This is a genomic window from Alcanivorax sp. (genome assembly GCF_019431375.1).
In the GTDB taxonomy this organism is placed as follows: domain Bacteria; phylum Pseudomonadota; class Gammaproteobacteria; order Pseudomonadales; family Alcanivoracaceae; genus Alcanivorax; species Alcanivorax jadensis_A.
Window position 1 is genome coordinate 3,326,446 of sequence record NZ_CP080267.1, and the last position, 24,463, is coordinate 3,350,908.

The following is a 24,463-nucleotide window of genomic DNA, read 5'->3' on the forward strand; positions in this document are numbered from 1 at the left end:
TATCTTTGCCCGCTTTCCTGGAAAAGCCCGGATTGGGATGTGGAGTTGAGAATGAGTGAGCAGGAAAAAGACCCGAAAAACGCCGAGCCGCAGGTAGAGACTGCCGAAGAGCAGCAGGCGGCTCAGGCCGAGGCAGCCGGGGCGGATGCAGAGTCGTCCGAGCCAGAGCAGCCCACTGCTGAGGAACAACTGGCTGAGGCGGAAGCCGAGCTGGCCAAGGTGAAAAAAGCCCTGGGTGAGGCGGATATCCGTGCCCAGGCGGAAATCCAGAATGTGCGTAAACGCGCGGAACGGGATGTGCAGCACGCCCGCAAGTTCGCCCTGGAGAAGTTTGCCGGCGATCTGCTGAGCGTGGCGGACAACCTGGAGCGCGGCCTGGCAGCCCTGGATGACAACGACGATGCCCTGCAAGGTGCCCGTGAAGGTATCGAGCTGACCCTCAAGTCGCTGCTGGATGCCTTTGCCAAGTATAACCTGGAGCAGATCAACCCGTCGGATGAACCGTTCAATCCGGAACTGCACGAGGCCATGACCATGGTGCCGGTGCCCAATGTGGAGCCCAACACCGTGATTGATGTGCTGGAAAAAGGCTACCAGCTCAATGGTCGCCTGATCCGTCCGGCCCGGGTGGTGGTCAGCAAGGCCGCCGAGTAAGCAAAAAGCCGTTCTGGCCCCTTGAAACGGCGCAAAGCACCGCCATATAGATGCCAGACGAATTAACAATTCAACTGCCCGGTTTGCCGTCAGGGAACCGGCTGGTGTGAAGGAGAACGAGAGATATGGGTAAGATTATCGGTATCGACCTGGGTACGACCAACAGCTGTGTGGCCGTGCTGGAAGGTGATAAAGCCAAGGTTATTGAAAACGCTGAAGGCGCGCGTACTACGCCGTCCATCATCGCCTACACCGACGACAAGGAAACCCTGGTCGGTCAGTCCGCCAAGCGTCAGGCGGTGACCAACCCGGAAAACACCCTGTACGCGGTGAAGCGTCTGATCGGCCGTCGTTTTGAAGACAGCGTCGTTCAGAAAGACATCAAGATGGTCCCCTACAAGATCACCAAGGCCGACAATGGCGATGCCTGGGTGGAAGTGAAGGGCGAGAAAATGGCGCCGCCGCAGATTTCTGCGCAGGTGCTGAAGAAAATGAAGAAGACCGCGGAAGATTACCTGGGTGAGGCCGTTACCGAGGCCGTCATCACCGTGCCCGCGTACTTCAACGATTCCCAGCGCCAGGCCACCAAGGATGCCGGTCGCATCGCCGGTCTGGACGTGAAACGCATCATCAACGAGCCCACCGCAGCGGCCCTGGCCTATGGCCTGGACAAGAAAGGTGGTGACCGCACCATCGCCGTGTATGACCTGGGTGGCGGTACCTTCGACATCTCCATCATCGAGATCGCCGAAGTGGACGGCGAGCACCAGTTTGAAGTGCTGGCCACCAACGGTGACACCTTCCTGGGTGGTGAGGATTTCGACCTGGCACTGATCAACTTCCTGGCCGATCAGTTCAAGGCGGATTCCGGCATCGACCTGGGCGGTGACCCGCTGGCCATGCAGCGCCTGAAAGAAGCGGCCGAGAAAGCCAAGATCGAGCTGTCCTCCGCCGAGCAGACCGAAGTGAACCTGCCGTACATTACCGCAGACAGCACCGGTCCCAAGCACCTGGTGGTGAAAGTGACCCGCGCCAAGCTGGAATCCCTGGTGGGTGATCTGGTTAGCCGCTCCCTGGAGCCATGCAAGACTGCACTGGCCGATGCGGGCGTGAAAACCGCGGACATCACCGATGTGATTCTGGTGGGTGGTCAGACCCGTATGCCGATGGTGCAGAAGAAAGTTACCGAGTTCTTTGGCAAAGAGCCGCGCAAGGACGTGAACCCGGACGAAGCGGTGGCCATGGGCGCTGCCATTCAGGGTGCAGTACTGAGCGGTGACGTGAAAGACGTGCTGCTGCTGGACGTGACGCCGCTGACCCTGGGTATTGAAACCATGGGCGGCGTGATGACCCCGCTGATCGAGAAGAACACCACCATCCCGACCAATGCGTCCCAGGTGTTCTCCACTGCGGATGACAACCAGACTGCCGTGACCGTGCATGTCCTGCAGGGTGAGCGTAAGCAGGCGGCGCAGAACAAGTCGCTGGGTCAGTTCAACCTGGAAGACATTCCGCCGGCACCGCGCGGTATGCCGCAGATCGAAGTGACCTTCGACATCGACGCCAACGGTATTCTGCACGTGGGCGCGAAAGACAAGGCCACCGGTAAAGAGCAGACCATCCAGATCAAGGCCTCCTCCGGTCTGTCCGACGAGGAAGTGGAAAAGATGGTGCAGGACGCCGAAGCTCACGCTGAGGAAGACAAGAAGTTCGAAGAGCTGGTGCAGACCCGTAACCAGGCCGATCATCTGGTGCACGCGACCCGCAAGACTCTCGAGGAAGCCGGTGACAAGGCTACCGACGAAGAGAAGGAAGCGATCACCAAGGCCGTGGGCGAGCTGGAAGAAGCCGCCAAAGGCAGCGACAAGGATGACATCGACGCCAAGATCAAGGCGCTGTCTGAAGTCTCTGCACCGCTGGCCGAGAAGCTGTATGCCGAGCAGGCCCAGCAGGCGGAAGGCGCTGCAGCGGATGCCGCTGGCCAACAGCAGAAAGCCTCCGGCGATGATGTGGTCGACGCCGAGTTCGAAGAAGTGGACGACGACAAGAAGAAGTAAGTCGTCGGACATCCCGGCGCCGCGCCCAGGCGCGGTAGCCGGGAGATCCGCGCAACTTCTTTATTGCCGGCAACCTGCCGGCGTTTTTGTGTGACGGGACTGATTCAAAAAGGCCCACTATGTCCAAACGTGATTATTACGAAGTGCTGGGAGCGTCAAAAGATGCCAGCCAGCAGGATCTGAAAAAGGCTTACCGACGCCTGGCCATGAAATACCATCCGGATCGCAACCCGGATGACCAGGAAGCCCTGGCCAAATTCAAGGAAGCCAAGGAAGCCTACGAAGTGCTCTCCGATGAGCAGAAGCGTGCTGCCTATGACCAGTTCGGCCATGCCGGCGTGGATGGTCAGGCTGGCGCTGGCGGAGCCGGTGGCTTCGGTGGCGGTGGTTTTGGTGACATCTTCGGCGATATTTTCGGTGACATCTTTGGTGGTGGTGGCGGTGGTCGTCGTGGCCCGGCCCGCGGTGCAGACCTGCGTTATACCCTGGAGCTGTCTCTGGAACAGGCGGTGCGTGGCTGCGAAGAAAAAATCCGCGTCCCCACCTGGGATAGCTGTGAAGTCTGCCATGGCAGTGGTGCCAAGGAAGGCTCTCAGCCGGTGGCCTGTAACACCTGTGGCGGCATGGGCCAGGTTCGCATGCAGCAGGGTTTCTTCACCGTGCAGCAGGCCTGTCCCACCTGTAAGGGCGAAGGGCGTGTCATCAAGGACCCCTGCACCAGTTGTGGTGGTCAGGGCCGGGTGCAAAACACCAAGACCCTGTCGGTGAAAATCCCCGCTGGCGTGGATACCGGTGACCGTATTCGTCTGGCTGGCGAAGGCGAAGCGGGCATGCATGGCGCCCCCGCCGGCGATCTGTACGTGCAGGTGGCGGTGCGCGAGCACGACATCTTCCAGCGCGACGGCGCCAATTTGTTCTGCGAAGTGCCGATCAGTTTTGTCGATGCCACCCTGGGCGGCGAGCTCGATGTGCCGACCCTGAATGGCAAGGTCAAACTGAAGGTCCCTGCAGAAACCCAGAGCGGCAAGCTGTTCCGCTTGCGTGGCAAGGGGGTGACCCCGGTACGCGGTGGTGGCCCGGGTGATCTGCTCTGCAAGGTGGTGATCGAAACGCCGGTGAAACTGTCCAGTGAACAGAAAGATCTGCTGCGTAAATTCCAGGAATCCCTGGAAAGTGGCGGCAACCGGCACAACCCGCGCAAGAGTAGCTGGTTTGAAGGGGTGAAGCGTTTCTTCGACGCTAAATAATCCCTGAGCTCAGCCTGCGTCATTCAAAAAAGCCCGGTGCATATTGCCCGGGCTTTTTTGTGGCCGGTTTTTGCTGCGACCCATCCCGCAAAAATGCCGATGTAAGCATCCTCGCACAACAGAATCCTCCTCAGCGCAATGACAATCCCACGCTAACCCTCGACCATCCCAGCTTTTGAATGGGCCAGTCAGGGGATAACAGCAACCATGAAACAGCAGCAAGCCACCAGGGCAGTCCGGGCTCCGGGCAATGAGGCAATGGCGCAACTGGCCAGGGTTGAGGCTAGCGCAGAGGGCGTGCCCACACTCGCATTGCAGGATTCCGGCGAACGGGTGACGCCAGTGGAGGCGGTTCGCAATCTGTCTCCGTTACAGGTCGGCGACACCGTGTTGGTGCAGCCCACCCGCCAGGGCTGGGTGATCACCGCCCAGTTGGGTGGTATCGACGCCTCACCGTTTCAGTTCACCGAAAGCGGCGCCCTGAGCCTGCGTTGTGACAAGGGGCTGCAACTGCAGGTGGGCGACGCCTCCATTGCCATCACCCCGGCGGGCTGCATCACCGTAGACGGCAAGGAAATCCACACCCTGGCCAGCGGCTTGCAGCGCATCATGGGTGGCTTGGTGCAGATCAACTAATGTCAGTCATGTTGCCGCAGGTCGACACTTTCTATCGCGAAGCCACAGCGCTGTTTCAGCGCCGCGGTCGTCTGTTGAATGCGCCTGCCTCGCCGCTGGACGCGTTGCGACAACTGGACTGGCGACTGGCGGCCAATCTGGATGCGGTGGCGATTCACCAGGAGGGTCATCCCGAGGCGTCATTGCGCCCGCCGGCGTTGTTCGTGGAAACCTGGGTGGGTTTGCAGCGAGACAGCGTCCATTGTCTGGAAAGCCTCGACGAGATTTTTCCTGAACTGAAGCCTGAGCAACAGGGCGCCGTCATTGAGGCGATGACGCTGTCGTCGTCTAGTGGTGAGGCGCAGCATCCTGAGCTGCGTGCCGCGCTGATGTCGGAGCAGGCGGCCATGGCCATGGGTGAGGATGAGGCCGCTGAGCACGATGCGGTACTGGCCAAATGGCTGCTTTTTCAGGATGTGGCCGGTGTGGATATTTCCCGTTTTCAGCCCTGGTACCAGAACCCTGATTTCCCCCGCTCCCGTCGTTGTGCCTTGCAGGCCGGGTTGGTGCGAAGGGATCCGCAGGCTGTTCAGGCTTCTGGGGATTGCCAGGACGACACCCTCTTGGCGCTGCTGCTGGCGTTGAGCGGTCACCCGCCGGACAACCTTTTGGGGTTGGCTTTCGATGGCGCGGTGTCAGCGGCGCGTCAGCTGCTGGATGCCATGGGGCAGGTGGAACGTTGCGAAGACGCGGGGCAGGCCTGGTTCTGGCTCTGTGGTGAATCGGCACCTCGCAAGCCGCGTCTGCAGGCGGTGGGGGCGAGCGATGAGTCGTCGCGAGAGTCGCAACAAACGTTGCCCGATGCCCGGGCGGCTGCCAGCCGTTGGCAAGCCAAACAGTGGCAGAGCGATACGCGCTATTTCTTTGGCGAACCCGTGACGCCGTCGTCTCTGAATGCACTTGGCCAGCAATGGACTGGCAGGATTGCCCCGTTGATAGCGGCGCAACAAAGCTGGTTGGCCGGGCGGCGCGTGCTGGCCGCAGAAGGTTGGCAGTTCCACTCCCTGAGTGAGGGAGTCGCCGATGCTTGAGTTGGTCAATGAAACCGGCGCCGGCGCTGTGGTGGTTCCCGGTTGGGATCTGGCCGGCAATTATCGAGCTGTTCTGGTGGCCCGTTTGACGCTGGATTTTGATCTGCAGGGGAATATCGCTGTGGCGGAGGAGCAGCCTTCGCCATTGTTGGCGGATAGCCATTACGGCAAGCCCATGGAAACCAGTCTGAAAGACGCGAATGAAATCGGCGCGTTCAAGCAAGGTGCCGAGTATTACCTGCACGGCAAGGCCTACACCCGCACCGGCGCGGAGAATCGCGCCCGTGTCAGTGTCGAAATTTGCCAGCGGGACATCAGTCGGCGCAAGCAACTGGTGGTACTGGGAGAGCATGGCTGGGAAAAGGGGCTGATCGGCGCCCGGCGGGGAGAGCCCGCGCCCTTCGCCGCGCTGCCACTGCGTTATGAAAACGCCTACGGCGGCAGTCACGACAAAAGTGGCCAGCGGGAAAAACATAACCCGGTGGGGCGTGGCTTCAATCCTTCCGGCTGGAAAATCGTGGATCCGCGCGCGCCGCAAATTGAATATGTGGGGCAGTCAGCCCTGTCTCCTTCGCGCCCCTGTCCGGTGGCCGGGTTCGGCCCCTTGCCGGTGTTCTGGATGCCTCGTCAGGCCCGTTTCGGCACGCCTTCTGAAATGCCGCTGGACGGGCAGGGGTGTCCCTGGGGCAGCGATGCCCAGCCATCATTGCATCACTGCGCGCCTCAGGATCAGTGGCTGGCCCATGCCTTTACCGGGGGTGAAACACTGACATTGCAGGGCTTCTTTGCGGACCACCCGGAACCGGTCACGCTGACACTGCCGAGCTGGCAGCCCGCCGCGCTACTGATTCGCCGTGGCCATTCGCCGCAACGTCTGCACACCGAATGCGACACCCTGATCATTGATACCGAACAGCGCACCTTGACCCTGATCGCCCGAACCCGGATCGACCCGGCCACCCTCGGCGGCCAGCCCGCCTGGCTGCGTTTGCTGGCGGCTTCATACCTTGAGAATGAGGTGGCGGCATGAGCCAGGCGGTGTTCGTTCAAGATTATGGTGTGTGGCTGCCAACGGGAGACAGTGCCAGAGTGCTGCTTTGCGCCACCCTGGCCGGCGTGCCGGCAGTAAACGTGGAAAAGACTCTGGCGTTGGCCGTGGGCGATGACACACGCGCCCATCATCCTTGCCTGGCGGTGCTGCCCGAAGAGATGGATTTGCAGGAGCAACTGGAAGCGCGGCTGGAGGCATTGGCCGAAAACTGCGAGCAGATTCTGCTGGCATTGCCGGACGTTGAACAGGAGCGCCATCACCGGCTACTTGAATTGATGGAGTCCGTCTCGCTGAGCGAGAAGATCAAAGAGAAGTTGGTGATCCATCGGCAGGGTGCTTGTCATGAGCCGTTTGCGGACCTGTTGGCTGCATTGCGTGGCGGAGACGTGGCATCGTTCGCGTTGCTCGGGGTGGACTCGCTGGTCCACCCGGTCACCCTGCAGCAGTACGCTGCGGCCGGCACGTTGCGCACAGACAAGTCGGCAGACGGGGTAGCGTTGGGGGAGGGCCTGGCCTGGTGCCGTTTTACCCGGGAAGCCGGGCCCTTTCGTTGGCAAAACGAAAGCCGGGGAGTAGAGCCCAACCATGCGGCGATTACGCCGATAGCGCTTGCGGGGCTGGCAGACACTCTGGCGTCTTTGGGGGCTGAAGCGCCATTGCCGCGCCCCTCGTTAATCGTTCACAGCAGGGCGCAAACGCCCAAAGACGATCTGGAATGGCACCATACCCGCCAGCGTTTGTGGCCGCAGCGATTGGCGCCAAGAGTCAATCTGGCCATGCGCAAAGGGGAGCTGGACGCGCCCCAACCGGAGCCGCAGCCATACCAGCAACAGCTCAAGCCGGCCCTGCAGGTGGGTGAGCTTGGCGCTGCCGCCTTGCCGGCAGCCATCGCTCTGGCCTGTGAGCGACTGGGCTGGCCCTTGCAGCCGGCAGAGCAGGCACTGGTAGTCGATCGTGGCGACAACGGTGAACGGTTTGCCGCGCTCATCGGCCATTGCCGGGAAGCGCAAGACCGAAGCAGAACAAGAGTGCACAACGCACAGGGAGCGAACAATGAGTAATGTGGTCATCAACGGCAGGACCGCCGTTCATGCAGGGTCGGGCGGTGTTTTTGTCGCCATGGATGTTTGCAAGACACCACCGTTCTGTCAGCCGATCCCCTACACCAATACTGCCTTGTCCAAAGATGCCACCGGCACGGCGAGCTCGGTGATGATCAACGGCCAACCCGCCTGCCATATCAGCTCCACTTTCGCCGTCAGCGGCGGCGATGAGGGTGGCGTCTGCGGCGGCGTCATGTCCGGCTCCATCAAGGGCCAGGCCCAGTTCATCACCTCGTCCGCCAACGTCATGATCGAAGGCCAACCCGCCGTCCGCATGGCCGACCAGATGATCTCCAACAACGGCAACACCCCGCCTGCGCCCTTGCAGCAACCGGGGGCGGGCATTCCTTCGGATCTTACCGCGGGGGAGACGGAGGAGCAGGGAATCGGTCAGCAGGAACAGGCTGTGGTTGTTGAGGAAACAGTCTCCGCGCATGTCATGCGGAAGGTCGTGGTAAGGAGTGACAAGGCATGATGGCAGCCAGTGCACCACTCTCCATGTCGAAGCAGGTTTCGGCACTACTATCCGGATCTTCTCAGCGAGAGCTTGCATTGTTTCCTGCTGAAACCGGGAAGCAAAGACTGAGCCTGTCCTACCTTGATGGTGGTGCTGATTACTCGCCGGATGTACTGGAAGGACTGAAGGAAAACGGCTATTTCCCTGAGGGCGAGGGTGATTTCGGCTATTACCTGATTCCCCTTGGTGAGTCGGAGACAGCCTCAAAAGACGAAGACAAAACCCCGGATGTGGGGTTGATGCCCGCTCGCTTGGTTCGACTGCTGGATGAAGAGGAAATACAACTCCAGAATCTGCGTCAGGGGTGGCTCTATGTTTTTATAGATGGCCATTTATGGCGGGAAGTAAAAATATCCGACGACGCGGTTTTTCAGGATGTGAACCTGGCCAAATACCAGGGTAAGAATGTCAGGCCAAGTGCAGGCATGGGCTTTGACTATGATGTGCTGACCTTGCCTTATCGACTCAATGGCCAAAGCCCGACAGTGCAGGTGGCATTCTCTGAAATTCAGTGGAGTTGGCAATACCTTTGCAAAATGGGAGGCATGTCGGCTGATGACAAGCGGTTTCTCCCGGATCTGGCAGTGCATGAGCCCTATCGGGACATTCAGGGGGATGAGGGCTTCCGGGAAAGCCGGTTCCAGACACTGGATTTATCCGCTTACAGTGATGGCTGGGATATCGAGAAACTGAAAACGCATTATCTTTGTCCTGCTAATGCTATTGAAGCACACAGGAGCACAGAGGCTGGCAAAGAGCTTTCTTCCCTGTCGGAAGAAGATATCACTGGCAGGGTCGCCTATTTGGCAGTGAAAGACCCGCTAGCCAGCGCGCGCGAACTGGCCGATGAATACCATGGCCTGATTGAGCTGGAAGAGGTCCTGGCGGAACAGGCGGATTCCTCCGGCGAATTCCCGTTGGCGATGCTCATCAAGGAACTGATTGAAGAGGACGACAAGTCCTACCACAGCCAGAAACTGCGCGAACATGTGCGCATGGACGAGGTCGAAAATACCATTGAAAGCTGGGAGGCGCTTACCAAAAAACTGGTCTCTCTCCGGGACCAGGCCGATACCGAGCTAGCCGGCAAGCTCCAGCAACCGCAGGTGCGCGCTGCATTGGCGGATTATTTTCAGTCCGGCAATGATTACTGCCACGCGTTGGGCGTCATCCACTGGACTATCCTCACCGGGGAATGCCAGACCACAGAAATGGCCAGCTACCAACAGCGAGTCTTGCGTGGCGATGAAGAATGGCTGGAAAGTTTGCAAAAACTGCCCTTCCCGGTAGTCGAGCAAATGCGCCGCATCACCTCCATGCGTAACCCCGAGTTCAGCGCTGCCAAGTATAACCTGGCGAATACGCTGGGCCCGGAAGCCAGTGTACCCATCACAACAGCGGTAACGGGTGTCATCAGCCAGTTGATCGAAGGCTATACCCGCTTGCACACTGACAAACTCGTTAACCTGACCTCGGACACACTCGGCAAGGTAGCCGATGATATCGTTCACTTAACCGGTATCGTCATGCAGGCCTTTCAAATGCCGCTGGGAAGGGCGGTACCGCTGGGGCAGGCCGCCCCCTTGAAGCCCGGCGAGTATCGCTTCCAGCCCGCCAGCTTTTCTCGTTCCATAAAAACTATTAGTGAAAGCCGCGTCTTTCAGCTTCTGCCGGAAGGAAAAAGCGTATCCGCTTATCTAGAATCGTTGAGTGACAACCCGGATTTCCAACGCTATGCGACGCGGGTATTGGCGCCGTTGCATATTATCAATGCGTCGCTTTCCATTAACGGCGCATTGAAGAATAAAAATTTTGAATCCGATGTGGCGGCATTTTCCGCATCAATGTCAGCCCTGTCATTCTTCGGCGGCGAAGCGGAAAAATGGGCGAAGAAGAACCTGGACGTAGTGAGGATAAAGGATGAAGAGGCAAAACGGCTGATCAAGAAGAGTGAAAAAATCCTGAAACACCCTCGTCGACATTCAGCAAGAAGCCAGGCGCGAGCGTTGCGCCGAAGGGATACAAATAAGCTGTTGCGCAAGAGCCTTGAGAAGAAAGGGAAGGTCTTCGATACCACGAAGCTTGCAGGAAAAGCTGCCAAGCAAGTCTTCGGTGCCGCAGGCGGTCTGGCGGAAGTGGTTTTTGGCGGCTGGAATGTCACCAAGGGGGTGGCAACCGGGAATACGCAGGTGGCCGCAGGCGGCGGCCTAGGGGTGGTAGGTGGCGCCATGATTGTATGGGGTTCATTGGCCAGTAGTTCGGTAGTGGCGGCGCCGCTCGGCGTAGTGCTGGCGCTGGCCGGCGGTCTTGTTGTGTTGTTTGGCGAACGTAGCAAGCTGGAAGATGCCCTGCGGCTGGGTTACTTCGGCCAGGATGCCTACCCCCTGATTGGCGGGCCCTTTGACGAACCCGAAGACCCGGCTAGGCTGGAACCCGAAAGCGGCCTCGTCGAGCAATCCCGGTCTTTGCCGGATCTGAGTGACGAGATCAACCATTTCCGCAAGCTGTTCTGCCAGGTCCAGGCCCATATCGGCATCCATCGGGAGAGCAAGCCCAGCCTGTTGCCCATGGATAACACCCCTGCCCCTACCAGCGACCATGTCATCATCAAGGCCCGAGTGGATATGAGCGGCTACCAGGTGGGCCAGAGCAAACTGAACCTGGCGGTTTCGCTCTTCCATGAGCCGGGCTGGTTCTCGGGGAAGTCAGGTATGCGCTATCCCCGCCAGGCCTTGTACACCAAGGAAGTGCTGGATGGGGATGACCTGGTGGCTTTAGAAGGCTATGTGCGGCTGCCCAGAAGGGCGGTTATCGCCGGTGCCGAACTCGAAGCCAGCCTGGATCTACTCGGTGATGGTTCTCTGATAGCGCCGATCGATGGACCGATTACTCTCTCGAGCTGGGTAGAGGAAGACACGGCCATCGCCGACCACACTTGGCAGCATATTGAAAGAAGCAGCCATCCACCCACAGCGAAGCCGGAGGAGATTAGCTGATGCCCATTCTGAAAGTAGAGGGCCGTATCTGGCATCTGGCCAGAAAACTTAACAAGCCTGAAAGCTGGGAGGACAATGCCGATCTTCGCCCTTTCCCGGAAGTAAAAAAAATGAGAAAGGGCATGGATATGCTGACCCCTTCGGCCTGGGTCGCAGAGGATATCCTGGTTTTCGGTTATCGGCCCTATGGGTTGTTTGTATGTGTAAGCGGCGCGCTCGTCATTGGTAATGCTATATCGTGGATTGTTCTTCGGTTAATCAGTACCGGAGGTGCTTTCTGGTTCTGGTTTTTTTTCATCACACTGGTTGTCGGCGTGTCGATGGTTTACTACGGCCTTTTTTCTACAAGTCGCCGATTTCTGGCGTTTGATCGGCAGCGAGGCCTGGTGCATTTTTCGCGGCCCATTTCGGGGCGCTATATCAGTGTGCCTTGGAAGAATGCCCATTTCATGAAGATTCGCTGGCATTTCCCAAATATATGGAAAGCCGGGAAAACAGATGAGGATGCTTTTTATTTCTTGCCCCCTCCATTTCGCGCCCCACAATCCTCCTTGCTGTCGTATGTCTTCCGTCAGCAAATGATCGCTTTTGGGTGTAAGCCGGACAAAATATGGTGGCTGGCCGTACATTTTATGTGCTACGGCCCGGCGCATCATAAGAATATGGCCAAGATGCTGGATGAGCGGAAAGAAGATTGTGATGCCTGCTTTGGGGGAGATATGGCCGCTATGCAATATCATATAGGAGATAAGACAAAGGTTTATCCTGGTATCGGAAGTACTGAGCTTCACTTTGACTATGGAAAGGACTGGAAACACCTGGATATGTCTAAGCTCCCCACAGCCCCAAGCCATGTAATCGGCCCTGATGGCAAATGGAAGAAGCTGAAAAAGCATGAACGGGAAGCCCACATTCCCGGGCCGGCGTGGGAATCTTTGACCCCGGAGCAGGCGGAAGCCCTTTTCGAGGAACCCCATCGAAAATAGAAAGCGAAACGCCCAGCATCCTGATCAGCGGGAGAGCAAGCCCAGCTTGTTGCCGATGGATAACACCCCTGCCCCGAGCAGCGACCATGTCATCATCAAGGCCCGAGTGGATATGAGCGGCTACCAGGTGGGTCAGAGCAAACTGAATCTGGTGGTTTCGCTCTTCCATGAGCCGGGCTGGATTCCGGGTGAGTCCGGCATGCGCTACCTCAGCCAGGCCCTGCATACCAAAGAGATTTTGGATGGCGAGGACCTGGTTGCATTGGAGGGTTATCTGAGACTGCCGAAAGAGGTCGCCAGTCACGGCTTTGGCCGGGCAGAAATTGAAGCCAGCCTGGACCTGTTCGGCGATGGCTCGCTTATCGCTCCGGTAGAGGGGGCAGCGACTCACTGGAGTTGGCGGTGGGAAGACAAGGCCATCGCTGATCACGCCTGGCAGCATATTGAAAGAACGGGTAATCCACCAACAGCGAAGCCGGAGAAAATCGACTAATGCCGATATTAAAAATGGAAGGGCGTATCTGGCATTTAGCCAGAATGATCAACAAACCGGAGGCATGGTCGGACAATGCCGACCTTCGCCCTTTCCCAGAGGTAAAAAGGCAGAGAAAGGAAATGAGTATGCTGCCTCCCTTTGTCTGGGGTGCAAAGGATGTCCTGGTTTTCGGGTATCGACCCTATGGTTTGTTTGTTTGCGTGAGCGGGGCAATCGTCATTGTTAATGCTATATCCTGGATGCTTCCTTTTTTTATCGGCAGTGGTGATCTTTTCTGGTTCTGGTTTTTTATCATCACGTTGGTTGTAGGCGCATCGATGGTTTACTACGGCCTTTTTTCTACAAGCCGCCGTTTTCTGGCCTTTGATCGGCGGCGAGGATTGGTGCATTTTTCTCGGCCTCTTTTGGGGAGCTATATCAGTGTTCCCTGGAAGAATGCCCACTTTATGAAGATTCGCTGGCATATTCCAAATATATGGAAAGTCGGGAAAACAGATGAGGATGCTTTTTATTTCCTTCCCCCCCCGTTTTATGCTCCAAAATCTCTGTTGTTGTCGTATATCTTTCGTAAGCAAATGATTTGTCCTGGATATGAGCCGGACGAGCAATGGTGGCTGGCTGTGCATTTTATGTGCTACGGCCCTGCACATCATAAGAATATGACCAAGATGCTGGGGATTCGACAAGAAAACTGTGATGCCTGCTTTAATGGAGATATGACGGCCATGCAGTACTTTATTGGTACGAAAACCAAAGTATTGGGTCTTGGGGCGGGAAACTTTGAGAGGCCTTTTACCTATGGAAAGGACTGGAAACACCTGGATATGACTAAACTTCCCACAGCCCCAAGCCATGTAATCGCCTCTGACGGCAAGTGGAAGAAACTGAAAAAGCATGAACGGGAAGCCCACATTCCCGGGCCGGCTTGGGAGTCTTTGACCCTGGAGCAGGCGGAAGCCCTTTTCGAGGAGCCCCATCGAAAACGGAGAGCCGAGCGTCGCGCCTCTTGATGGCAGAGGCCATGGACGGCCTCTGCGATGTCATTGCAGCCATGGTAGGTCAATAGTCTGAAATTTAACCACTGTCGTTGCCGCTTTAACCCCGCCTGCGATATTGTGCATAAAAACAACAATAACAGAGGTAATCATGGCTGCGCGGCTGCTGGCAGGGATGCTGGGGGGTATGTTGTGTTGTCTTCCCCTTTCTTTATATTCGGCGCCTGTTGATCAGGCTCATGAGCGGGCACGGGCAACCTTTGCCCAGAAGGCGCCGCTGGAACTGGATGTGCAGGTGCTGGAGACGCCCTGGGTATCAGTACCGTTTGATTCTTCTTCCTATACCTACACCTACGATGAAATTCGCCAGCAGTGGCCCGGTTTTATGCGGGGGCTGCGGATCCCGTTTCCGTCGCCGGACTATCTGAAAGCGCGCTATCAACGTTTCCCTTCCCTTTATCGCGATCTGCATTATCAGGATGACAACTGGGAGCAGCACAGCCGCAATGTGCTGGAGGTCTGGCAGGCGTTTTTCCGTGGGGACTTCCGCCATGCCCGTGAGCTTGGCAAGCGTTATGGCGGCTATGCCCGGGTGCCGGGGCTGGTATCGCAGATTATCTACGCCACCTATCTGGCGCCTTCACATACCCAGAAGCAGCAGCTGTTGCAGGAGGCCATTAACGAGATGGCCTGGTTTGGTGAGCAGGTGGCCATTCTGCCGGGGGAGGAAGGGCTGACGGCGGATTACTGCATGCTGCGTCTCGGTTTTGGCTATGCGGTGGCGCGGCTGGCGGAGGATGAGTCGGTGCCGGCCACGCTGCAGCGCAATTACGCGGCCATGGTGATCAATGCGGCCACCGAGATTCTGGCGGTGGAGCCACGGCATCCGCTGGCACTGTCGCTGAGCGCGGCGTTCGAGGCCAATGTGCTGCGCCGGGTGGGCAAGGCGGCGGGCAGGCTGACTCTGGCGGCGGACAGCAAGGATGCCACCCGTCCCTTTGAGTTGTCGCTGCAGGCGGTGCCGGATCTGGCGATTGTGCGTTATGAGTATGCCAACAGCCTGCTTTATACCTACCAGGGCGACGCAGCGGAGCAGGCGCTGGCGCAATTGCAGAAGGCCGCCGAGATGCCGGCGCGGTTTTCCATGGAGTGGCTGGACCGGGCCTATGCCCGCAAGCGGCTGCAGGAAGTGCAGGCCTGGCGTGACAGCGGCATGAGTTTCAAGCGCTTTGACCGTAAGCGGCGCAAGTTCATGCGCAAGGAAAACCACAACCTCTACGCGGTGACCCGCTCGCCCTTTCTGGTAGACTAGCCGTCTTTGTCATTTTGTTGTGGGAGCGGTCGAGTGGCCGCTCCCACGGTGTGATTTCCAAGGAATACAGCATGAAAGTAGGCATTATCGGCGCGGCCGGTCGCATGGGCCGGATTCTGATCGAGGCCACCCTGGCCAACCCGGATACTACCCTGGCGGCGGCGGTGGACGTGCCCGGTTCCAGCCTGATCGGTGCCGATGCCGGCGAGCTGGTAGGGCAGGGCGCCAGCGGCGTGATGCTGGCGGATGACCTGAATAAGGTGGTCAAGGATGCCGATGTATTTATCGATTTCACCGTGCCGGAAGCCACCGCCCGCAATGTAGAGGTCTGCCGTGCGGCGGGAACCAAGCTGGTGATCGGTACCACCGGGCTGGATGACGACCAGAAGGCTGCCTTGCGCACTGCCAGTGAGGACATCGCTATCTGTTTTGCGCCCAACTACTCCATCGGCGTGAATCTGTGCTTCAAGTTGCTGGAAACCGCCGCCCGTGTGATGGCAGAAGAGGCGGATATCGAGGTGATTGAGGCCCATCATCGTCACAAGATCGATGCGCCATCCGGCACCGCCCTGCGTATGGGGGAAGTGGTGGCCCAGACCCTCGGGCGTGACCTGAACGAATGCGCCGTCTATGGGCGTGAGGGTCGTACCGGTGAGCGCGATCGCCAGACCATCGGTTTCGAGACCATTCGTGCCGGGGACATTGTCGGGGATCACACCGTCATGTTCGCCGCCGACGGCGAGCGGGTGGAAATCACCCACAAGGCCTCCAGCCGCATGGCCTTTGGCCGTGGTGCTGTCCGGGCTGCCGCCTGGCTGGGCGGGCACGACAAGGGATTGTTCGACATGCAGGACGTGCTCGGCCTGACGGGCGAGAGCGCCGGCTGGGGCAAGAAATAAGGCCCCATACGCCATGCCGCAGGGGCTGGGCCTGCCCATTGCGTGGCGCGTGCCGTGGGCTTGCGGTCCTTGAGCGTGACATTTGTCTCCCGAGGCCCTAAAATACGCGCAGCCCGTGATGGGCGTGCGGGGCACTGATGACGAATTTCATGAAAAAGCGAGGTGGAGCAATCCATCTCGCTTTTTTGCGAATGTGCCCTGCCGCATATCTCCCTATATTCTTACCAGCCTGGAGGTTGCGTTGACGGTTCCCGCCATTCTCGCTCTTGAAGACGGAAGCATCTTTCGGGGTGTTGCTATCGGTGCCACGGGTCAGACCGTGGGTGAAGTGGTGTTCAACACCGCGATGACCGGCTACCAGGAAATCCTTACGGATCCCTCCTACGCCAAACAGATTGTGACCCTGACCTATCCTCATATTGGCAACACCGGTGTGACGCCCGAGGACGAAGAGTCCGCCCAGATCTGGGCCTCTGGCCTGGTGATCCGCGATCTGGCCATGACGGTCAGTAACTGGCGTAGCCAGCAGTCCCTGCCGGACTACCTGCGCGACAACAATATCGTGGCCATTGCGGAGATCGACACCCGCCGCCTGACCCGCATCCTGCGTGACAAGGGCGCCCAGAACGGCTGCATTATCGCCGGCGATAACCTGGATGAATCCGTCGCGCTGGAAGCGGCCAAAGGGTTCCCGGGCCTGAAGGGCATGGATCTGGCCAAGGAAGTCACCGTCAGTGACGCCTATAGCTGGACCGAGTCCACCTGGGACCTGGAAAAAGGCCATACCGAGCAGACCGACACACGCTTTCATGTGGTGGCTTACGATTACGGCGTCAAGCGCAACATCCTGCGCATGCTGGCCGAGCGTGGCTGCAAGCTCACCGTGGTGCCGGCGCAGACTCCGGCCGCCGATGTGCTGGCCATGAATCCTGACGGCATCTTTCTGTCCAACGGCCCCGGTGACCCGGAGCCTTGTGACTATGCCATCGAGGCCATCAAGGAGATCGTCGCCACCGGCAAGCCGGTATTCGGTATCTGCCTGGGCCATCAGCTGCTGGCCCTGGCCAGTGGCGCCAAGACCATGAAGATGGGCACTGGCCACCACGGCGCTAACCACCCGGTGAAGACCTTGGCCGATGACACCGTGATGATCACCAGCCAGAACCACGGTTTTGCCGTGGATATGGACTCCCTGCCCGATAATCTGAAGGTGACGCATGTGTCCCTCTTCGATGGCACCTTGCAGGGTATTCACCGCACTGATGTGCCGGCCTTCAGCTTCCAGGGGCACCCGGAAGCAAGCCCTGGTCCGCGTGACTGTGCGCCATTGTTCGATCACTTCATCGAACTGATGGAAGCGAAGAGCCAAGAGTAAGCCAGAGCCTGACCCGGCATCGCCGGGTCCCTGATGCAGCCATTTACGTCTGACGGTTAGTGAACTATGCCGAAAAGAACTGACATACAAAGCATTCTCATCATTGGTGCTGGCCCGATTGTTATCGGCCAGGCCTGTGAGTTTGACTATTCCGGTGCCCAGGCCTGCAAGGCCCTGCGTGAAGAGGGTTTCCGGGTCATCCTGGTGAACTCCAATCCGGCCACCATCATGACCGACCCGGCCATGGCCGATGCCACCTACATCGAGCCGATCACCTGGCAAACCGTGGCCAAGATCATCGAAAAAGAGCGCCCGGACGCCCTGCTGCCCACCATGGGCGGGCAGACCGCCCTCAATTGCGCGCTGGATCTGGACAAGCACGGCGTGCTGGCCGAGTTCGGTGTGGAAATGATCGGCGCCACCCAGGATGCCATCGACAAGGCGGAAGACCGGCACCGTTTCGACCAGGCCATGAAGGCCATCGGTCTGGAGTGCCCGCGCTCTGCCATGGCTCACAACATGGAAGAAGCCAATGCGGCGCTGGAAGAGCTGGGCTTTCCCTGCATTATCCGGCCCAGCTTCACCATGGGTGGTTCCGGTGGTGGTGTTGCCTATAACCGGGAAGAGTTCGAGGAAATCTGCCAGCGTGGTCTGGACCTGTCGCCCACCAACGAGCTGTTGATCGACGAGTCCCTGCTGGGCTGGAAAGAGTACGAGATGGAGGTGGTCCGCGACAAAAAGGACAACTGCATCATCGTTTGCTCCATCGAAAACTTTGACCCCTTGGGTGTGCATACCGGTGACTCCATCACCGTAGCCCCGGCGCAGACCCTCACCGATAAAGAATTCCAGATCATGCGCGACGCCTCCCTGGCGGTGCTGCGCGAGATCGGTGTGGAAACCGGCGGTTCCAACGTGCAGTTCGGGGTCAACCCGGACAACGGCCGCATGGTGGTGATCGAAATGAATCCGCGGGTGAGCCGTTCTTCGGCACTGGCCTCCAAGGCCACCGGTTTCCCGATTGCCAAGGTGGCCGCCAAGCTGGCGGTGGGTTACACCCTGGACGAGCTGCAGAACGAGATCACTGGTGGCAAGACCCCGGCCTCCTTCGAGCCGTCCATCGATTACGTGGTTACCAAGATTCCGCGCTTCAACTTCGAGAAATTTGCCGAAGCGGACGCGGTACTGACTACCCAGATGAAGTCCGTAGGCGAAGTGATGGCCATCGGTCGTAACTTCCAGGAATCGGTGCAGAAAGCTCTGCGCGGTCTGGAAACCGAGTCCGTGGGCTTTGATCCCAGTGTGGACCCGTCCGCGCCGGATGCCCGCGAGCAGGTGGCCCAGTTGCTGGCCACGCCGGGGCCGGAACGGATCTGGATTGTCGGTGATGCCTTCCGGGTCGGCATGACCGTGGATGATGTGTTCAACATCACCAAGATCGACCGCTGGTACCTGGTGCAGATCGAGGATCTGGTGCGTGCCGAGCAGCAGTTGGCAGCTACCACATTCAGCGACCTGAACCGCGACAGCCTGTATGCGCTCAAGCGCAAGGGCTTCTCTGATGCCCGCCTGGCACAGCTGCTGGGTGTGAAGGAAGCGGACGTTCGCGGCAAGCGCGACGAGCTGGGCGTGCAGCCTATCTACAAGCGGGTGGATACCTGCGCGGCGGAGTTTTCCACTGACACCGCCTACATGTACTCGAGCTATGACGAAGAGTGCGAGGCGAACCCGTCCGACCGCGACAAGATCATGGTGATCGGCGGCGGCCCCAACCGTATCGGTCAGGGTATCGAGTTCGATTACTGCTGTGTGCACGCTGCCTTTGCCATGAAGGATGACGGTTACGAGACCATCATGGTCAACTGTAACCCGGAAACCGTGTCCACCGATTACGACACCTCCGACCGCCTGTATTTCGAGCCGGTGACCCTGGAAGATGTGCTGGCCATCGTCGCCAAGGAAAAGCCCAAGGGTGTGATCGTACAGTACGGCGGCCAGACGCCGCTGAAGCTGGCCCGTGCCCTGCAGGCCGCCGGTGTGCCCATTATCGGTACCCCGCCGGATGCCATTGATGAGGCAGAAGACCGGGAGCGGTTCCAGCAGATGGTCAACAAGCTTGGCCTCAAGCAGCCGCCCAACCGTACTGCCCGCTCCATGGAGGATGGCGTTCGCCTGGCGGAGGAAATCGGTTATCCGCTGGTGGTGCGTCCCTCCTATGTATTGGGCGGTCGCGCCATGGAAATCGTTTACAGCGAAGCCGAGCTGCGCAACTACATGATGAACGCGGTATCCGTGTCCAACGATTCGCCAGTGCTGCTGGATCGCTTCCTGGACGACGCCATTGAAGTGGACGTGGATGCGGTCTGCGACGGCACCGATGTGGTGATCGGCGGCATCATGCAGCATATCGAGCAGGCCGGCGTGCACTCCGGTGACTCCGCCTGTTCCCTGCCGCCGTACTCCCTGGACGAAGAGGTACAGAACGTGATGCGCCAGCAGGCCGCCGACATGGCGCTGGAGCTGGGCGTGATCGGTTTGATGAATGTGCAGTTCGCGGTCAAGAGCGGTGAGGTGTATGTTCTGGAAGTGAATCCCCGTGCGTCGCGGACCGTGCCCTACGTGTCCAAGTGCATCGGCGTGTCCCTGGCCAAGGTGGCGGCCCGTTGTATGGCCGGTACCAGCCTCAAGGAGCAGGGCTTCACCGAAGAGGTCAAACCACAGCATTACTTCGTGAAGGAAGCGGTATTCCCGTTTGCCAAGTTCCCGAAGGTGGACCCCATTCTCGGCCCGGAAATGAAATCCACCGGGGAAGTGATGGGCGTTGGTGCCACCTTTGCGGAGGCCTTTGGCAAGGCGTCGCTGGGAGCCGGCGAAAAGCTCCCGGAAAAAGGCACCGCCTTTATTTCGGTGCGGGAAGTGGACAAGCCAGCGGCCATTGATGTGGCGCGTATGCTGATCGAGCGTGGTTTCAACCTGGTGGCCACCCGTGGTACCGCCAAGGTGATCAGCGACGCCGGTCTGGAAGTGAAAGTGGTCAACAAGGTGCTGGAAGGGCGTCCGCATATCGTCGACATGATCAAGAATGACGAGATTGCCCTGATCGTGAACACCACCGAGGGCAAGCAGGCGATCCGCGATTCCTTCGCTATCCGTCGCTCCGCCCTGCAGCACCGGGTGTTCTACACCACCACCATTACCGCGGCCCATGCGGTGTGTCAGGCGCTGGGTATCAGTGGTGAACCCACAGTTCGCCGCCTGCAGGACTTGCACGCACAAATGCAGTAAATCGTCCCTGGGAGCGCTCGGAGCTGAGTGCTCCGGGCGGTTTCCATAAAAAGACGAGGACAACTATGCAACGCATACCAATGACCGCCAAGGGCGCAGATGCCCTGCGTGCGGAGCTGGAGAAGCTGAAGCGGGAAGATCGCCCGCGCATTACTGCGGCCATTGCCGAGGCCCGTGAGCACGGTGATCTGAAAGAAAATGCGGAATACCATGCGGCCCGTGAGCAGCAGGGGTTCTGCGAGGGGCGCATCAACGAGATCGAGTCGAAGCTGGGCGCTGCCCAGATCATTGATATCACCGAACTGGAAAACACTGGCAAGGTCATCTTCGGCGTCACCGTGACCATCATTGATGTGGATACCGACGAAGAGAAGGTCTACCAGATCGTTGGTGACGACGAGGCCAACATCAAGCAGGGCAAGCTGAGCGTCAATTCCCCCATCGCCCGTGGCCTGATTGGCCGGGAAGAAGGGGATGTGGTGCAAATCGATACTCCCGGGGGCACTCGCGAGTATGAGGTCGACAAGGTCGAGCACATCTGAGGTGGCAGTCTCAATGTGTAAGGCAAAAGAAAAAGGCGACGTTTAACGTCGCCTTTTTCATAAGTTCCAGCGTGAAACCGCCAGGCGGCAGTTACGCGTCCTGATAGCGCAGGATGTTGGATAGTTTCGGGTTGGGCTTCTGTGCTGGCCGGTAGAGCAGGGCGATGTTGCCGATGCGCTGGATCAGCTCCGCGCTGCCTTTTTCGCTCAGGGCCTGGACAATGGCGGCCCGGTCGTCGCGGGTCTCCGCATTGACCTTCACCTTGATCAGTTCGTGATCTTCCAGGCGCAGGTTCAGCTCCTCAACGAAGGTTTCGGTAAGGCCTTTGCCGCCGAAGATGAGCACGGGTTTGAGATGGTGGCCAATACGGCGCAGCCGTTTGATGTCCTGTTGCGATAGCGGCACGGTGAGGCTCCAGAGCTGCAAGGTGTCGCCAGCGGGGCGACACAGGAAATAAGGGAATGTCCGGGTTGCCCCGACAGTGGGCGTATTCTACGGGTTAGCAAAGTGAAAAGCAGCCGTTACGCATGGGAACGGCAAACCGGGTGGGCGAGGTAATCTCTGATGGCGAAATCAAGCCGTTCCAAAACCAGCAAGGCCTGGCTCAAGGAGCATTTCAGCGACCAGTGGGTGGCGAAGGCCCAGGCGGAGGGCTATCGCTCCCGCGCCAGCTTCAAGCTGCTGGAGATGAACGAGAAAGACCGCCTGTTCCGGCCTGGCATGACGGTGCTGGATCTGGGGGCGGCGCCGGGTGGCTGGTCCCAGGTGGCGGGCCGGCTGATGGGTTCACACGGCACTGTTATCGCCAGCGATATTCTGCCCATGGATGCTCTGCCGGATGTGACCTTCATCGAAGGGGATTTTCGCGAGGATGCAGTGTATGAGCAAATTCTTGCGGCGCTCGGGGATCGCAAGGCAGACCTTGTAATGTCCGATATGGCCCCCAATATGAGTGGTAACAAGGGCGTGGATCAGCCGCGGGCCATGTATCTGGCGGAACTGGCACTGGATATGGCCGAGCGGGTACTGGAACCGGATGGCCAGTTTCTGGTCAAGGTATTCCAGGGCGAAGGTTTCGAGGAGTACCGGCAGATGCTGTTGCAGCGGTTTCACCGGGTCGTCAGCCGCAAGCCGGCAGCCAGCCGGGCCCGTTCCACCGAGGTGTACCAACTGGCCAGTGGTCTGAAATAGGCCGTGAAAATGCCGTAAAATGGCTGTTTTGCTGTCCGAACCGGCATTACGCAGGGTTCGGCAAATGGTGTAAGGTGTAAGTTCGTTATTGTGCGCGTGAAGCGCCCGGAATTGATCGAGGTCTCCCTTGAACGACATGACCAAGAATATTGTGCTGTGGCTGGTAATTGCCGGCGTACTTTACGTGGTGGCATCCAGCATCAGCACCCAGCCTGCAACAACCAGTATTCCCTACTCGGACTTTATCTCGCGGGTAGAGAGTGGTGACGTGCAGGAAGCCAAGATCGGCGAAAGCGCGATTACCGGCACCTACAAGGATGGCAGCCAGTTCAAGACGGTGAAACCGCCGACACTGGATACCAACCTGATGCCCACGCTGATCCAGAACAAGGTGAATGTGGTGGGTGTGGAGCCGGAGCGTCAGGGCTTCCTGATGCAGTTGTTCCTGTCAGTACTGCCGATCCTGATTATTCTCGCCATCTTTATCTTCTTCATGCGTCAGATGCAGGGCGGTGGTAAAGGGGGCGGTGGCCCCATGACGTTCGGTAAATCCAAAGCCAAGTTGCTCGGAGAAGACCAGATCAAGACCACTTTTGCTGATGTGGCGGGCGTGGAAGAAGCCAAAGAAGAGGTCCAGGAGCTTGTCGAGTTCCTGCGTGACCCGGCCAAATTCCAGCGCCTGGGTGGCAAGATTCCCCGCGGCGTACTGATGGTGGGCTCGCCGGGTACCGGTAAGACTCTGCTGGCCAAGGCCATTGCCGGCGAAGCCAAGGTGCCGTTCTTCAGCATTTCCGGTTCCGACTTTGTGGAAATGTTCGTGGGTGTGGGCGCCAGCCGTGTGCGTGACATGTTCGAGCAGGCCAAGAAACATTCTCCCTGCATCATCTTCATTGACGAGATTGATGCGGTGGGCCGCTCCCGGGGTGCCGGGGTCGGCGGTGGCCACGACGAGCGTGAGCAGACTCTCAACCAGTTGCTTGTGGAAATGGATGGCTTTGACGGGAATGAGGGCATCATCGTTATCGCCGCGACCAACCGTCCTGACGTGCTGGATCCGGCGCTGTTGCGCCCGGGCCGTTTTGACCGTCAGGTGACCGTTCCATTGCCGGATATCCGTGGTCGGGAGCATGTGCTCAAGGTGCATATGCGTCAGGTGCCGATCTCTGAAGATGTGGATCCCGGTGTGATTGCCCGCGGTACGCCGGGTTTCTCCGGCGCTGACCTGGCGAACCTGGTCAATGAGGCTGCCCTGTTCGCGGCCCGAGCCAACAAGCGCATGGTTTCCATGGAAGAGTTCGAGAAAGCCAAGGACAAGATCCTGATGGGCGCGGAACGTCGTTCCATGGTGATGAGCGAGAAAGAGAAGCTGAATACGGCTTATCACGAGGCGGGTCACGCCATTGTTGGCCGTTTGGTGCCTGAGCATGATCCGGTCTACAAGGTAAGCATCATTCCCCGTGGCCGTGCCCTGGGTGTGACCATGTACCTGCCGGAAGAAGATCGATACTCCCAGTCAAAGCGTGGGTTGGAATCCTCCATCTGTTCGCTCTATGGCGGGCGTCTGGCGGAGGAGATGACGCTGGGATTTGATGGCGTTACCACCGGGGCGTCCAATGATATTGAGCGTGCCACCAAGCTGGCCCGTGCCATGGTCACCAAGTGGGGCCTGAGCGAGAAGCTGGGCCCGCTGGCCTACGAGGAAGAAGAGGGTGAGGTCTTCCTGGGTAAACAGATGTCCCAGCGCAAGCACATGTCCGAGCAGACCGCCGAAGAAATTGACCGCGAAGTGCGGGCGATCATCGACAGCTGTTACGGCCGTGCCAAGCAAATTCTTGAAGACAACCGCGACAAGCTGGATCTGATGGCGGAAGCGTTGATGCAGTACGAAACCATCGATGCCAACCAGATTGAGGACATCATGACCGGTCACAAGCCGCGCCCGCCGAAAGACTGGCGTGATCAGGGGCCGGGTAATGGCACCGCCGCCAGCGGTGACAAGGAGCCGGGCGACGATGCCATCGGTGGACCTGCCAATACCCATTGATTCCTC

At 58.8% G+C, this 24,463-nt stretch carries 20 protein-coding genes; 19 read left to right on the forward strand and 1 reads right to left on the reverse strand.

Annotated elements, in window-relative coordinates; all coding sequences use genetic code 11:
- Positions 1–51: 51 nt before the first annotated feature.
- From grpE to greA, 17 genes are all read left to right on the forward strand, one after another.
- Positions 52–654 carry a nucleotide exchange factor GrpE gene (grpE, locus tag KZ772_RS15575; RefSeq protein WP_290537420.1) on the forward strand — a complete coding sequence of 201 codons (603 nt, stop codon included), beginning with the start codon at positions 52–54 and terminating at the stop codon, positions 652–654.
- A gap of 125 nt (positions 655–779) precedes the next feature.
- The gene (gene dnaK / locus KZ772_RS15580) at positions 780–2,711 is read left to right on the forward strand and encodes a molecular chaperone DnaK (RefSeq protein ID WP_290537421.1); all 1,932 of its coding nucleotides are present in this window, start codon (positions 780–782) and stop codon (positions 2,709–2,711) included.
- Positions 2,712–2,830: 119 nt separating this feature from the next.
- On the forward strand, positions 2,831–3,958 hold the full coding sequence (dnaJ, locus tag KZ772_RS15585; RefSeq protein WP_290537422.1) for a molecular chaperone DnaJ: 1,128 nt from the start codon (positions 2,831–2,833) through the stop codon (positions 3,956–3,958).
- Between the two features lie 207 nt (positions 3,959–4,165).
- Positions 4,166–4,594: a hypothetical protein gene (locus KZ772_RS15590; protein ID WP_290537423.1), complete on the forward strand. Its 429-nt coding sequence runs from the start codon at positions 4,166–4,168 to the stop codon at positions 4,592–4,594.
- The gene (locus KZ772_RS15595) at positions 4,594–5,664 is read left to right on the forward strand and encodes a hypothetical protein (protein ID WP_290537424.1); all 1,071 of its coding nucleotides are present in this window, start codon (positions 4,594–4,596) and stop codon (positions 5,662–5,664) included. Before KZ772_RS15590 ends, KZ772_RS15595 begins: the two co-directional genes overlap by 1 nt.
- Positions 5,657–6,694 (forward strand): DUF2169 domain-containing protein, encoded by a 1,038-nt coding sequence (locus KZ772_RS15600; RefSeq protein WP_290537425.1) that lies wholly within the window; start codon positions 5,657–5,659, stop codon positions 6,692–6,694. The genes KZ772_RS15595 and KZ772_RS15600 overlap by 8 nt, the downstream gene beginning before the upstream one ends.
- Positions 6,691–7,776 carry a hypothetical protein gene (locus KZ772_RS15605; RefSeq protein WP_290537426.1) on the forward strand — a complete coding sequence of 362 codons (1,086 nt, stop codon included), beginning with the start codon at positions 6,691–6,693 and terminating at the stop codon, positions 7,774–7,776. Before KZ772_RS15600 ends, KZ772_RS15605 begins: the two co-directional genes overlap by 4 nt.
- Positions 7,769–8,293, forward strand: a complete 525-nt coding sequence (locus KZ772_RS15610) for a DUF4150 domain-containing protein (RefSeq protein ID WP_290537427.1) — start codon at positions 7,769–7,771, stop codon at positions 8,291–8,293. The genes KZ772_RS15605 and KZ772_RS15610 overlap by 8 nt, the downstream gene beginning before the upstream one ends.
- Complete coding sequence (locus KZ772_RS15615; RefSeq protein ID WP_290537428.1) at positions 8,290–11,331, forward strand: toxin VasX; 3,042 nt, start codon at positions 8,290–8,292, stop codon at positions 11,329–11,331. Before KZ772_RS15610 ends, KZ772_RS15615 begins: the two co-directional genes overlap by 4 nt.
- Positions 11,331–12,317, forward strand: coding sequence for a hypothetical protein (locus KZ772_RS15620; RefSeq protein WP_290537429.1), 987 nt, complete (start codon positions 11,331–11,333; stop codon positions 12,315–12,317). Before KZ772_RS15615 ends, KZ772_RS15620 begins: the two co-directional genes overlap by 1 nt.
- A gap of 55 nt (positions 12,318–12,372) precedes the next feature.
- Complete coding sequence (locus KZ772_RS15625; protein WP_290537430.1) at positions 12,373–12,810, forward strand: hypothetical protein; 438 nt, start codon at positions 12,373–12,375, stop codon at positions 12,808–12,810.
- The gene (locus tag KZ772_RS15630; protein ID WP_290537431.1) at positions 12,810–13,823 is read left to right on the forward strand and encodes a hypothetical protein; all 1,014 of its coding nucleotides are present in this window, start codon (positions 12,810–12,812) and stop codon (positions 13,821–13,823) included. Before KZ772_RS15625 ends, KZ772_RS15630 begins: the two co-directional genes overlap by 1 nt.
- A 136-nt stretch (positions 13,824–13,959) precedes the next feature.
- Positions 13,960–15,120 (forward strand): hypothetical protein, encoded by a 1,161-nt coding sequence (locus KZ772_RS15635; protein WP_290537432.1) that lies wholly within the window; start codon positions 13,960–13,962, stop codon positions 15,118–15,120.
- 71 nt (positions 15,121–15,191) lie between these two features.
- Positions 15,192–16,019 carry a 4-hydroxy-tetrahydrodipicolinate reductase gene (gene dapB, locus KZ772_RS15640; protein ID WP_290537433.1) on the forward strand — a complete coding sequence of 276 codons (828 nt, stop codon included), beginning with the start codon at positions 15,192–15,194 and terminating at the stop codon, positions 16,017–16,019.
- 241 nt (positions 16,020–16,260) lie between these two features.
- Positions 16,261–17,394, forward strand: coding sequence for a glutamine-hydrolyzing carbamoyl-phosphate synthase small subunit (carA, locus tag KZ772_RS15645; RefSeq protein WP_290537434.1), 1,134 nt, complete (start codon positions 16,261–16,263; stop codon positions 17,392–17,394).
- A 66-nt stretch (positions 17,395–17,460) separates the two neighbouring features.
- Complete coding sequence (carB, locus tag KZ772_RS15650) at positions 17,461–20,679, forward strand: carbamoyl-phosphate synthase large subunit (protein ID WP_290537435.1); 3,219 nt, start codon at positions 17,461–17,463, stop codon at positions 20,677–20,679.
- Positions 20,680–20,744: 65 nt separating this feature from the next.
- A complete protein-coding gene (gene greA, locus KZ772_RS15655) occupies positions 20,745–21,221 on the forward strand; it encodes a transcription elongation factor GreA (RefSeq protein ID WP_082810870.1) in 477 nt (158 codons plus the stop codon).
- 91 nt (positions 21,222–21,312) lie between these two features.
- Here the strand turns inward: greA and KZ772_RS15660 are convergent, their stop codons facing one another.
- A complete protein-coding gene (locus tag KZ772_RS15660) occupies positions 21,313–21,627 on the reverse strand; it encodes a YhbY family RNA-binding protein (protein ID WP_290539492.1) in 315 nt (104 codons plus the stop codon).
- A 159-nt stretch (positions 21,628–21,786) separates the two neighbouring features.
- On the opposite strand from KZ772_RS15660, the gene rlmE reads away from it, so the two are divergent.
- Together rlmE and ftsH are read left to right on the forward strand one after the other, a co-directional pair.
- Entirely contained in the window at positions 21,787–22,413 is a 627-nt protein-coding gene (rlmE, locus tag KZ772_RS15665) for a 23S rRNA (uridine(2552)-2'-O)-methyltransferase RlmE (protein WP_290537436.1), read from the forward strand.
- Between the two features lie 136 nt (positions 22,414–22,549).
- Positions 22,550–24,457 (forward strand): ATP-dependent zinc metalloprotease FtsH, encoded by a 1,908-nt coding sequence (ftsH, locus tag KZ772_RS15670; RefSeq protein WP_290537437.1) that lies wholly within the window; start codon positions 22,550–22,552, stop codon positions 24,455–24,457.
- The last annotated feature ends 6 nt before the right edge of the window (positions 24,458–24,463 follow it).